The following is an 11,925-nucleotide window of genomic DNA, read 5'->3' as shown; positions in this document are numbered from 1 at the left end:
CACCGCGATTCGCTAACATCGGGGCCCCTGTCACTCGCCTTGGCTGAAAGCCGCACACCATGATCACCCGGCGTCAAACCCTGCAGAAAATTGCGCTCGGCGCACCGCCTCTGGTGTGGACCGCGCAGGCCTTTGCCGCCAGTTTTCTGAGCCTGGAGCAGGCCCAGCGGGCCTTGCTGCCGCAGGCCACCGACTTTGTCGAGCAGGCGCTGGCGCCTGATGTGGCCGCGCTCAAGGCGGCCGGTCTGGGGGTGCCGTCTGGCTATGCGCCCAAGGCCTGGATCGGGCGCGCGGGTGAGGCCGTGCAAGGCTGGGTCTTGCTGGATCGCGTGGTGGGCAAGTACGAGCTGATCGACTATGCCGCAGGTTTCAACACCCAGGGCCAGGTCAGCGGCGTCGAGGTGCTGGTCTATCGCGAGTCGCATGGGGCCGAGATCCGTACCCCCGCCTGGCGACGCCAGTTCGAGGGCCGCAAAGGCCCCTCGCAGATCCGTTTTGGCGACGACATCCGCAATATTTCGGGCGCCACCCTGTCTTGCCAGCACGTGACCGAAGGCGTGCAACGCCTCAGCGCCCTGGTGCAGGGCCTGGTCAAGGCGCGCGAGGGCCGCTGATTTGCTGCACCAACGCGCCCGCCCCCTGCTGGGCACCCTGGTGATGCTGCGTCTGCGCGACGACAGCGCGGCTCGGGCTGAGCAGGCCATGGCCCAGGCCTTCGACGAGGTGGCACAGGTGGACCGCCTCATGAGCGCGCACCAGACCGGCAGCGAGTTGCATCGTCTGGCCAGCGCGCGTGCCGGCGACCTGATCGACCTTCACCCCCACACCGCGCGGGTGTTGACGCTGGCCCACCATTGGCAGCGCCAGAGCGCGGGGGCCTTCGACCCCTTGCGGGCGGGCGTGGAACTGGCTCGGCGAGGCCTGCGCCCCGCGCTGGCACCGGCCTTGGGCCAGGCCCTGGCCAGCTGGCAGGGGCTGCGCTGGCTGACACCCCTCACTTTGCGCGTCGACGGTGCGATGCCGCTCGACCTGGGCGGCATTGCCAAAGGCTATGCGGTGGATTGCGCCCTGGCCGTGTTGCGCCAGCAGGGCGTGCCCGCCGCTTTGGTCAATGCCGGGGGCGATCTGCGAGCCTACGGGCCCGCGCCCTGGCCGATCGAATTGCGCCTGCCCGAGGCGCCCACGCGAACCCGACGCCAGCCCGGTCTGCGGGGCCTGCACAACGCGGCCCTGGCCTCGTCGGTGACGGGGCCGCAGCGCGCCGACTGGGTGTCCACCGGGCGGATGCGCCCGGGCTCGCCAGGCCGGCGTTGGCAAGCACCCACCGCCTGCACCGTGATGGCGCCCGATTGCGTGAGCGCCGATGCCCTGACCAAGTGGGTGCTGCAGGGCCCGGCAGGTGTGCCTCGGGGGCGCCTGGCACGGGTGTTGCGCGCCCAAGGCGCACGGGTGTGGCTGACATGAACCGGCGCCACCCACCCCATCATGGGTCGCACCGTCCGCAGCGCTGGCGGGCCGGCTGGAGCCGACGTGGCATCGGCGCCCTGGTTGGGCTGCTGCTGGGGCTGTGGCTCAGCGGCATGGCTTTGTGGGCCTGGGGCGGCGAGTGGTCGCCTGACACCCCCCCTTGGCAAACGCAGGCGCACCGCGCGGCCCAGGTGTTGCATGGGGTGCTGGTGTGGGCCGTGTGCGCTCTGGCCGGGCGCTGGCTGGGGCCCCATGCCTTGCAGATGTGGGGGCGCAGAGGCGCCCGCGTGGCCTGGTGGCTGGGCCTGGCCACCGCGGCCCTGGGCGGTTGGGTGGCCTTGGCCGGCCTGGGCCTGCTGTATGGGCCGGCCGACTGGCGCGAGGCCCTGGTGTCCCTGCACTGGTGGCCCGGCCTGCTGTGGCCTTTGCTGGCCTTGGGGCATGGTCTGTACCACCGCTGGCTGGGGCGCTGAAGTCCCGCGCTGAAGGCGGGCGGAGCAGGGGGGCGGGTCCGCTGCCATCGGGGCTTCACGTTCTGCGGGCACAATCTCGCGCATGCTGATCTACCCGCAATTCAACCCCGTGGCCCTGCAGCTGGGGCCCTTGTCCGTGCATTGGTACGGCCTGACCTACCTGGCTGCCTTCGGCCTGTTCATGCTGCTGGGCATTCAACGCCTCAAACACCTGCCTTATGCCGCTCTGCAAGGGCCGCAGGCCTGGAGCCGGCGCGATGTCGAGGACATCCTGTTCTACGGTGTGCTGGGCGTGGTGTTGGGCGGGCGCCTGGGCTACTGCCTGTTCTACAAGCCCCTGCACTACTTGAGCCACCCACTCGAGATCCTGCAGATCTGGACCGGTGGCATGAGCTTTCACGGTGGCCTGCTCGGCGTGATCGTGGCCTTGGTGTGGTTTGCCCGGGCCCACCGCCGCCCGTGGTTGCAGGTGACCGACTTTGTGGCCCCTTGCGTGCCCACCGGCCTGGCCGCCGGGCGGGTGGGGAATTTCATCAATGGCGAACTGTGGGGGCGTTTCAGCCCGCCAGACCTGCCTTGGGGCATGGTGTTCCCGCAGTCGGGCTCGATGTTGCCGCGCCACCCCTCGCAGGTCTACCAGATGCTGCTGGAAGGGCTGCTGCTGTTCGTGCTGCTGTGGCTGTATGCACGCAAGCCCCGTCGCCTGGGGGAGGTGTCTGCCGCTTTCCTGCTGGGCTATGGCGTGTTCCGTTTCACGGCTGAGTATTTTCGCGAGCCCGATGCCTTCCTGGGCTTGTTGTCCATGGGCATGAGCATGGGCCAGTGGCTGTGCGTGCCGATGGTGGTGGGCGGCGCTTTGATGTGGCGCTGGGCCCAGCGCCAGCCCTTGCCTGGCGCTCGCGCCGGCTGAGAGGGATCAGCCTGGGGGCAGGCTGCCCCCAGGGGCAGCGCGCCCTGGCGGGCAAGGCCTGTCAGGCCGTCAGGGCGTGGCCTGAACCGCCTCCAATCACGCGACATGGGCCCCGCCTGCGGGGGTAAACACCGAGCTTCGAGTGCTTGCCTTGTGCGCCCAAATCAAAATAATTAGCTGTAATTATGAAAAATTACAGAACCGCCCCCTTCTGCTGTCGCGCCTTCCGTCGGGCCTCCGGCAGGCTGGGGCAGGGTGCTCATGCGGCATCGGAGCAGCCATGCGCCTGAAGCCCAACTCCTTGCACAGCGAGGTGGCCGATCAGTTGCGTGAGCGCATCTTCAATGGCGAGCTGGCGCCGGGCATGTTTCTGGACGAGGTGGCCCTGTGCGAGCGCCTGTCCATCTCTCGCACCCCCCTGCGCGAGGCCTTGAAGGTGCTGAGCGCCGAGGGCCTGTTGCGCCACGAGCCGCGCCGTGGCTGTTTCGTCAACGAGGTGACCGAGCGTGATCTGGACGAGATCTTCCCCCTCATCGCCTTGCTGGAGGGGCGCTGCGCCTACGAGGCAGCCCGCCATGTCAACGACGCCGACCTGGCCGCACTGGCGGTCTTGCACCAACAACTGCAGGCCTGCGCGCAGGCCCAGCAACTGACCGAGTACTACCAGGTCAATTACCAGATCCACGAGGCCATCATCCGCCTGGCCGACAACCGCTGGCTGGCCCAGACGATTGGTGATTTGCGCAAGATCCTGCGCCTGGCCCGCCTGCAGTCCTTGCAGGCCCCGGGGCGCATCGGCCAAAGCCTGTCCGAGCACCTGGCGGTGCTGGCGGCTTTGACGGCCCGCGATCCCGAAGGGGCCGAGGCCGCCATGAGAACCCATTTGTTGCGTCAGCGTGAGGCGCTGCGTGATCTGGCCCGTCAACAACCCAGCCGAGTGCTCGCATGAACGCCACTACCACCTGGATCAGCCGCCGTGTCTCCAAACTATTGCCTGCCGCTCTGGCCAAGGATGATGCGGCTGCGGGCGCTCCGGTGAAGAGCGACGCACCCACGCCCCCCTTGCGGGGCCCCGGCAGTGCACCGGCGCCCAGCCCGCGTGGCAAGCCGGCCCAACGCAGCACCCGCGAGCGCCTGGACGCCACCCTGCGCCAGGGCGACGAGGCTTTGTCGCCACGCATGTTGCGGCGCGCCCTGGAGGAACTGCGCGGCATCGTCGACCCGCGGGTCAGCGAGGTCGAGGGCGGGCGCCGGGCCGCAGCCCTGGCGGTCTGGTACCAAGGGGCCACACCGGCCCGCCGGCGCGATCTGTGGCTGTTGATGAGCGAGATGTTTGTGGCCGACGCCGACAAGGCCCGCGAGGCCCAGGCCCGTTTTGCGGCCGCGGTGGGGACCGCTGACGAGGCCGTGGCCGAGGTGCACTACCGCCGCGCCACCGTGTCGCCACGCCGGCGCCTGCTGCAGCGCTTCAGTGTCTACCCGGGCGGGGTGCAGTTTCTGGTCGATCTGCGCGCCGAGCTGCAATCCCATCTCAAGGCGGACAAGCGCCTGCAGGCCCTCGATGTCGAGATGGAGTACATGTTTTCCACCTGGTTCGATGTGGGTTTTCTGGACCTGCGCCGCATCAGCTGGGATTCGCCTGCGTCATTGATCGAGAAGCTGATCCAGTACGAGGCCGTGCACGACATCAAGAGCTGGGCCGACGTGAAGAACCGCCTCGACAGCGATCGCCGCTGCTATGGTTTCTTTCACCCGCGCCTGCCTGAGGTCCCCCTGATCTTCATCGAGGTGGCCCTGCTGGACGACATGGCCAGCGACATCGTGCCCCTGCTCGATGAGTCGGCGGCGGCCGCTGACCTGCAGAAGGCCACCACGGCGATCTTCTATTCGATCAGCAACACCCAGGTCGGCTTGCGCGGCGTGAGCTTCGGCGACTCGCTGATCAAGCGCGTGGTCGAGACACTCAAGGACGAGTTCCCCAAGCTCAAGACCTTTGCCACCCTGTCGCCCATTCCGGGCCTGCGGTCCTGGCTGCAACGTCACCTGGCGGCCCAGTTGGAGCGCCTGGACGAGCGAGCGCTGCGCGAGCTGGGGCGGGCTGTCAGTTTCGAGCCGCCGAGCGCTGAACATGTGCTGGGGGCCCTGGACAAGCCGCTGGCCCTGGAGGCCAAGTCGCCCGTGCGCCAGTTGCTGCTGCGTTGTGCCGCCCAGTACCTGGGGGCCGAGTGGCAAGAGGGCAAGCCGCTGGACCCGGTGGCACGCTTCCACCTGGGCAATGGCGCCCGGGTCGAACGGCTGAACTGGGCCGGCGATCCCTCATCCAAGGGGCTCAAACAGTCGTATGGCCTGATGGTCAACTACCTGTATGACCTCAAGCGCCTGGACAAGCACCGGGGCCAGTTGGCCCAGGGGCGCATCCCCATGGCCCCCGAGATCGAGGCCCTGCTCAAGCCCTGAAGCCGGCCTGCCGCACAGGGTGCTCAAGGGGCACTCGGGCGGCTTCAGGCCGGGCATTCCCTGAGCCGGGACGGCACCACGAAGGCCGCCCGAAACCCATCACGACTGGAGACAGACCGACATGAACCCATCGATCCAACGCCGCGCCCTGTTGCGCACCGCATCCCTGTTGGGCAGCACCGCTGCCCTGGGGCCACTGGCCGGGCTGGGCCAGGCCTGGGCACAGAGCCCCTGGCCGGCCAAGCCCGTCAACATGGTGGTGCCGTTTCCGGCGGGCGGGGGCACCGACGCCTTTGCCCGGCCGCTGTCGGCGGCCTTCTCCAAGCAGACCGGCAAACAGCTCATCGTGGACAACCGCGGCGGCGCCGGGGGCACGCTGGGAGCGGGCATTGCGGCCCGCGCCGCGCCCGATGGCTACAACCTGTTCATGGGCGGCGTGCACCATGCGATTGCGCCCTCGGTCTACCCCAAACTCGATTACGACCTCGAAAAAGACTTCATTCCGCTGGCCTTGCTGGCCAATGTGCCCCAGGTGCTGGTGGTCAACCCCAAGAAAGTGCCCGGTGACTTCAAGGCCTTTCTGGCTGCGGTGCGTGCTGCGCCCGGCAAATTCAACTTTGGCTCGGCGGGGGGCGGCACCTCGCACCACCTGGCCGGCGAGTTGTTCAAGCTCCAGACCCGGACCTTCATCACCCACATTCCCTACCGGGGTGCCGGTCCGGCACTGCAAGACCTGATGGCCGGCAATGTCGACATGGTGTTTGACGGCCTGGGCTCGTCGGCTGGGCACATCAAGGGCGGGCGCATCAAGGCCTTGATGGTGTCGGGCGCCAAGCGCAACCCCGCCTTTCCGGACGTGCCCTGCGCGGCCGAGCTCGGCCTGCCCGACTACACCGTCACCACCTGGTATGGCCTGTGGGCGCCCAAGGGCACACCGGCCGACTTGCAGGCCCAGATCGTCGAGCAGGTGCGCGTGTTGGGGCAGTCTGAAGAAATCAAGGCCGCCTGGGCCCAAAATGGCGCCGAATTCACGGCCAGCACCCCGCAGCAATTCGGGGCGTTCGTGAACGGCGAAATCAAGCGCTGGGCAGCGGTGGTCAAGGCCTCCGGCGCCAAGCTCGATTGACAACTTCATCCCATCCAGAAAGGTCAACGCATGTCAGCACAGGTACGGGTCGAGCCGGGCTTTGAAGGAGAAGCCCTGCCAGGGGTGGTGCAGGTGATCCTGTCCAATCCAGGCAAGCTCAACGCCATGTCACGCCCCATGTGGCGGCAGCTGCGCCAGGCCTTTGTCGACCTGCAGGCCCGCGACGATGTGCGCTGCATTGTGCTGCGTGGCGAGGGCGGGCATTTCTGCGCCGGTGGCGACATTTCCGAGTACCCCGATTTCCGCTTCGACGAGGCGGCTCTGCGTCATTTCCACGAGGTGGAGGTGTGGGGCGGCCTGTCGGCCATGCTGGCCTGCGATGTGCCGCTGATCGCCTGCATCGAGGGTGCCTGCATGGGGGCCGGGGTGGAGCTGGCCAGCACCTGTGACCTGCGCCTGGCAGGGGCATCGGCCCGTTTTGGCGCACCCATCGCCCGCCTGGGCTTTCCGATGGCACCGCGCGAGGTGGCCCTGGTGCGGGCCGCGGCAGGCGAGCTCTCGGTGCGCCAGATGCTGCTGGAGGCCGCCACGCTCGATGCCCCCACGCTGCTGGCGCGGGGCTTTCTGACCCGCCTGCTGCCCGACGATCAGGTGGCCGCTGATGCCCGCCAGAGTGCGGCCCGCATCGCCACATTGGCACCCCAGGCCGCCCGGCTCAACAAACAGACCCTGCGTGCACTGGCCCCGGCGCTGCCCCAGGCCCTGCTCGACCAGGCCTACGCCTATGCCGACAGTGCCGAGCACCGCGAGGGCATTGCCGCCTTTCTGGCCAAGCGCCCACCGGCCTTCTGAGACCGGTCTTTGACTTTCCCATCTTTTTTCTTCCTGCTTTCATCATGACGACCAACCAGAACCTGTTTGCGGCCCTGCGGGCGCAGTTCCCTGCCGACCTGGACGCCACGGCGGTGGAAACCGACAACGGCCTTTTCTACACCTGGCGCGACCTCGATCACGCCACGGCCCGCATGGCCAACCTGCTGGCCTCGCTGAACCTGCCCACCGGGGCCCGCGTGGCGGTGCAGGTCGAGAAATCGGTCGAGGCCATGGTGCTGTACCTCGCCACCTTGCGTGCTGGCTATGTATTTCTGCCCCTCAACACGGCCTACCAGAGCGCCGAGATCGAGTATTTCATCGGCAACGCCGAGCCCTCGGTGGTGGTGTGCAGCCCGGCCAACTTCGGCTGGGTCAGCAAGATCGCCTTCAAGGCGGGCACGGCCCATGTCTTCACGCTGAACGACGACCGCACCGGTTCGCTGCTGGAGCGTGCTGCCCATTTCGGCGACGAACACGAGCCGGCGAGTTGTGCCGCCGATGACCTGGCCGCCATCCTGTACACCAGCGGTACCACCGGCCGCAGCAAGGGCGCCATGCTGAGCCACGGCAACATGCTCAGCAACGCCGTGATGCTCAAAGACTACTGGGGCTGGCAGCCGGGCGACGTGTTGATCCACGCGTTGCCCATCTTCCACGTGCACGGCCTGTTCGTTGCCATCCATGGTGCGCTCATCAATGGCAGCAAGATGATCTGGCTGGCCAAGTTCGATCCCAAGCTGGTGATCCGCAAGATGCCCGAGGCCACCGTGTTCATGGGCGTGCCCACGCTGTATGTGCGCCTGCTGGCCGACCCGGGCCTCACGCGCGAGGCGGCCTCGCACATGCGTCTCTTCATCGCGGGCTCGGCCCCCTTGCTGATCGAAACCTTCAAGGAGTGGCAGGACCGCACCGGCCACACCATCCTGGAGCGTTACGGCATGAGCGAGACCATCATGCTGACCTCCAACCCCTACGCGGCCGATGCCCGCCACGGTGGTCAGGCGGAACGCCGTGGCGGCACCGTGGGGTTTCCCCTGCCCGGGGTGTCGCTGCGCGTGCAGTCTGACGAGGGGGCGGCTCTGCCCGTGGGCGAGATCGGCGGCATCCAGGTCAAGGGCCCGAATGTGTTCAAGGGCTACTGGCGCATGCCCGAAAAGACCGCCGAAGAGTTCACATCCGACGGCTATTTCAAGACCGGCGACGTGGGCAAGGTGGACGAACGGGGCTACGTCACCATCGTGGGTCGCGCCAAGGACCTGATCATCAGCGGCGGCTACAACGTCTACCCCGCCGAGATCGAGAGCTACATCAACGAGATGCCCGGCGTGGCCGAGAGCGCCCTGGTGGGCGTGCCGCACCCCGACTTTGGTGAGGTCGGTGTGGCGGTGGTGATTGCCAAGCCCGGCGCCGCGGTCGAGGCGGCCCAGGTGATCGCCACGCTGAAGAGCCAGCTGGCCAACTTCAAGATTCCCAAGCAGTGCTTCGTGGTGGCCGAGCTGCCGCGCAACACCATGGGCAAGGTGCAGAAGAACCTGCTGCGCGATCAGTACAAGACCCTGTTCGCCTGAGCCCGGACCGAACCGGCCATCCCGCGACACACCTGAAGGAGACTTTTCATGAGGTTCATCTTGACCGGGCTGCGGCCCGCGCTGGCAGGACTGGGGCTTTTGATCGGGGCCTTGTCGTGGGCCACGGCGGCCCAGGCCCTGAGCCCCTTGCCCGATCCCAAAACCCTGGCGAGCCGGGTCGAGCTGCACGCGCTGCCCAGCCTGACCCTCAGCGATGCCGACTTTCTGACGGGCAATGCTGCGGCAGGCCAGCCCGTCACGGTGGGGGCCGAGTTGCGCCTGGCCAATGTGCCGGGTCGTCAGCCGGCGGTGGTGCTGGTGCATGGCTCCAGCGGCATGGGCGCGAACGGCGAGATGTGGGCCCGTGACCTGAATGCCATGGGCATCGCCACGCTGGCCATCGATGGCTTCACCGGCCGCGGCATCACCACCACCGGGGCCAATCAGGCCCAGTTGGGGCGCCTCAACCTGTCGCTGGATGCCTATCGGGCGCTGGAGCTGCTGGCCAAGCACCCGCGCATCGATCCGCAAAGGGTGGTGCTGATGGGTTTCTCGCGCGGCGGCCAGGCCACCTTGTTTGCCAGCCTGAAGCGCTTCAACGAGGCCTGGAACCGCAGTGGCATCCGCTATGCGGCCTACATCCCCTTCTACCCCGACTGCATGACCCAGTACCAGGGCGATCTGCAGCTTGACGCCCCGGTGCGCATCCACCATGGCCTGGCCGACGACTACAACCCCGCGGCACCGTGCCAGGCCTATGTCGAACGCCTGCAGAAGGCCGGGCAGGACGTGCAGATCACCCTGTACGAAGGGGCGCACCACGGTTTTGATTCGCCTCTGGCGCCACAGCCTGCGGTGCCGGCCAAGGGGTCGCAGACGGTGCGAGCCTGCAGCATCCGCGAAGAAGCGCCTGGGCGCCTGGTGAACCAGGCCACGGGTCAGGTGTTCAGCTACCAGGACGCCTGTGTGCAGCGCGATCCTCACGTGGGGCATGATCCGGCGGCCACCGAGCGGGCCAGGGCCTCCGTGGCGCAAACCCTGCAGGCCTTGTTCAAATTGCCGGCACCATGAGAAACGGGCTCCGAGGAGCCCGTTTTTTTGGCAGGGTCTGCTGTCGCGTCAGATGTGCAGCATTGCGGCGGCACCGATGGCGACACCGACACCGGCCACGCCGAACATGCCGTACTGCAGCCAGCGCTTCTTGGTCAGCAGGGCAATCGCCGCCAGCGCGATGGCCACTTGCAGCGCGGTGGTCGACTGGGCCCAGCGGTGGTGCAGGTGCATCTGCTCGTCGGATTGTTCATCCCACTGCTTGGCTTCGGCTTCCAGCTTGTCGGCCACCACCTTGATCTCGTTCTTTTCTTTGTCGTAGCGCTCGACCTTGGCCTGGTAGGTGGCCTTCTTGTCTTCGGGTGCCAGGTCACGGGCCAGTTCGGCCAGCGATTGCTTGGTGCTCTTGGACTGGAAGTAATTCCACTGGTTGGAGGCTTCGGTCTTCTTGATGGCCGCGTTGTTCTTGTACAGCCCGGCGTTGGCCTGGGTCGCACCACCCATGTAGGAAAACATGGCGCCGACCGTGGCGATGATGGCGGTGAACATCGCGATCTGGTTGGTCATGCGGTCGCCACCGTGCTGGGCTGCGTGCTCCAGCTCATGGTCGTGCGGGCCGTGGACGTGGAATCCGTGTCCGGACATATCAAGCTCCTCGTTGTTGTGTGTAGGTGACAAAACTGAATGTCAGGCCGCCCGATGACGGCGGTGTGTCGCGTGCCACCTCGGTCCAGGCTGGGCCGAATTGTGGCGCGTAGGCGTCGCCTTCGAAGTCCTGATCGATTTCGGTGACCACGGCCCGGTCGGCCAATGGCAGCGCCTGGGCATACACCTCGGCCCCACCGATCACCCACACCTCCTGATCGGGCGGCAATTGGGCCAGGGCCTCGGCCAGTGAGCTGGCGCGCCTGGCGCCTGCGGCGGTCCAGGCCGGGTCGCGGCTCAGTACGATGTTCTGGCGCCCGGGCAGGGGCCTAAAACGTGGTGGCAGCGAATCCCAGGTGCGCCGCCCCATGATGACGGGGCAGCCCAGGGTGGTTCGCTTGAAGTGGGCCAGATCCTCGGGCAGGTGCCAGGGCAGGGCGTTGTCACGGCCGATCACGCCATTCGCGGCCCGGGCAAAAATCAGGTTCAAAGGCATGGGCAGGCTCCTCAGACGGCGACCGGCGCCTTGATGGCGGGGTGGCACAGGTAATCCACCACTTCGAAGTCTTCGTACTGGTAGTCAAAGAGGCTGTCTGGACGGCGCAGGATGCGCAGCGTGGGGTAGGGGTAGGGGGTGCGGGCCAACTGGGTTTCCACCTGCTCGTGGTGGTTGCTGTAGATGTGGCAGTCGCCCCCCGTCCAGATGAAGTCGCCCACATCGAGGTCGCATTGCTGGGCCACCATGTGGGTCAGCAGCGCATAGCTGGCGATGTTGAAGGGCACGCCCAGAAAGATGTCGGCGCTGCGCTGGTACAGCTGGCAGGACAGGCGAGCGCGCTCACCCGGGCCCTGGGCCGGTGCCACATAGAACTGGAAGAACGCATGGCAGGGCATCAGCGCCATTTTGTCCAGCTCGGCCACGTTCCAGGCGCTCACGATGATGCGGCGCGAGTCGGGGTTGCTCTTGAGGGTCTTGATCACTTCGGCGATCTGGTCGATGTGGCCGCCGTCCGGCGTCGGCCAGCTGCGCCATTGCACACCGTAGACCGGGCCCAGATCGCCGTCTTCGCGTGCCCATTCGTCCCAGATCGTGACGCCGCGCTCCTTTAGCCATTGGTTGTTGCTCGACCCGGTGAGGAACCACAGCAGCTCCTGGATGATGGATCGCAGGTGCACTTTCTTGGTGGTGACCAGCGGAAAGCCCTCGTTCAGGTCAAAGCGCATCTGGTAGCCGAACACGCTGGTGGTGCCCGTGCCGGTGCGGTCGCCCTTGGCCACGCCGGTGGTGTGGACGTGGCGCATGAAATCTTCGTACTGGGAACGAACAGGGCGGTGGGTCGCTTGAGTCATGGGGCGGGCGGGGTGGGCTGTGGGTGACCGGCGATTTTAGGGTGT

13 protein-coding genes are annotated in these 11,925 nt (G+C 67.1%); 10 read left to right on the top strand and 3 right to left on the bottom strand.

All coding sequences use genetic code 11. The features are described from left to right. Positions 1 to 59 precede the first annotated feature (59 nt). The 10 genes from AC07VS_RS11765 (at position 60) to AC07VS_RS11720 (ending at position 9,906) form a co-directional block, all read left to right on the top strand. Complete coding sequence (locus AC07VS_RS11765) at positions 60 to 614, top strand: FMN-binding protein (RefSeq protein ID WP_492345072.1); 555 nt, start codon at positions 60 to 62, stop codon at positions 612 to 614. Between the two features lies 1 nt (position 615). Beyond that, positions 616 to 1,464, top strand: a complete 849-nt coding sequence (locus AC07VS_RS11760) for an FAD:protein FMN transferase (RefSeq protein ID WP_494655511.1) — start codon at positions 616 to 618, stop codon at positions 1,462 to 1,464. Beyond that, complete coding sequence (locus AC07VS_RS11755; RefSeq protein WP_494751013.1) at positions 1,461 to 1,940, top strand: hypothetical protein; 480 nt, start codon at positions 1,461 to 1,463, stop codon at positions 1,938 to 1,940. Before AC07VS_RS11760 ends, AC07VS_RS11755 begins: the two co-directional genes overlap by 4 nt. 82 nt (positions 1,941 to 2,022) lie before the next feature. After that, positions 2,023 to 2,850, top strand: a complete 828-nt coding sequence (gene lgt / locus AC07VS_RS11750; protein WP_494655512.1) for a prolipoprotein diacylglyceryl transferase — start codon at positions 2,023 to 2,025, stop codon at positions 2,848 to 2,850. Between the two features lie 280 nt (positions 2,851 to 3,130). After that, complete coding sequence (locus AC07VS_RS11745; protein ID WP_492345076.1) at positions 3,131 to 3,799, top strand: GntR family transcriptional regulator; 669 nt, start codon at positions 3,131 to 3,133, stop codon at positions 3,797 to 3,799. Then, entirely contained in the window at positions 3,796 to 5,307 is a 1,512-nt protein-coding gene (locus AC07VS_RS11740; RefSeq protein WP_494655513.1) for a malonyl-CoA decarboxylase, read from the top strand. The genes AC07VS_RS11745 and AC07VS_RS11740 overlap by 4 nt, the downstream gene beginning before the upstream one ends. A gap of 121 nt (positions 5,308 to 5,428) precedes the next feature. Continuing rightward, the gene (locus tag AC07VS_RS11735) at positions 5,429 to 6,433 is read left to right on the top strand and encodes a Bug family tripartite tricarboxylate transporter substrate binding protein (RefSeq protein ID WP_494751012.1); all 1,005 of its coding nucleotides are present in this window, start codon (positions 5,429 to 5,431) and stop codon (positions 6,431 to 6,433) included. A 30-nt stretch (positions 6,434 to 6,463) separates the two neighbouring features. Beyond that, a complete protein-coding gene (locus AC07VS_RS11730; protein WP_492345079.1) occupies positions 6,464 to 7,246 on the top strand; it encodes an enoyl-CoA hydratase/isomerase family protein in 783 nt (260 codons plus the stop codon). A gap of 44 nt (positions 7,247 to 7,290) precedes the next feature. Beyond that, positions 7,291 to 8,835 (top strand): malonate--CoA ligase, encoded by a 1,545-nt coding sequence (locus AC07VS_RS11725; protein ID WP_494751011.1) that lies wholly within the window; start codon positions 7,291 to 7,293, stop codon positions 8,833 to 8,835. A gap of 48 nt (positions 8,836 to 8,883) precedes the next feature. Then, positions 8,884 to 9,906 carry a dienelactone hydrolase family protein gene (locus AC07VS_RS11720; RefSeq protein WP_494751010.1) on the top strand — a complete coding sequence of 341 codons (1,023 nt, stop codon included), beginning with the start codon at positions 8,884 to 8,886 and terminating at the stop codon, positions 9,904 to 9,906. A gap of 48 nt (positions 9,907 to 9,954) precedes the next feature. Here AC07VS_RS11720 and AC07VS_RS11715 read toward each other — a convergent pair whose 3' ends face one another. Genes AC07VS_RS11715 through AC07VS_RS11705 form a run of 3 tightly spaced genes read right to left on the bottom strand, consistent with a single transcriptional unit; the run spans position 9,955 to position 11,880 of the window. Then, positions 9,955 to 10,530 (bottom strand): DUF4337 domain-containing protein, encoded by a 576-nt coding sequence (locus tag AC07VS_RS11715; protein ID WP_492345082.1) that lies wholly within the window; start codon positions 10,528 to 10,530, stop codon positions 9,955 to 9,957. 1 nt (position 10,531) lies between these two features. After that, positions 10,532 to 11,026 (bottom strand): dihydrofolate reductase, encoded by a 495-nt coding sequence (locus AC07VS_RS11710; protein WP_494751009.1) that lies wholly within the window; start codon positions 11,024 to 11,026, stop codon positions 10,532 to 10,534. A gap of 11 nt (positions 11,027 to 11,037) precedes the next feature. Further along, on the bottom strand, positions 11,038 to 11,880 hold the full coding sequence (locus AC07VS_RS11705) for a thymidylate synthase (RefSeq protein ID WP_494751008.1): 843 nt from the start codon (positions 11,878 to 11,880) through the stop codon (positions 11,038 to 11,040). Positions 11,881 to 11,925: the final 45 nt, after the last annotated feature.

The sequence above is a fragment of the Curvibacter sp. GW821-FHT01G03 genome, from assembly GCF_059422285.1.
Note: the sequence above shows the minus strand (reverse complement) of the source record. Positions and strands in the feature narration are given on the sequence as shown.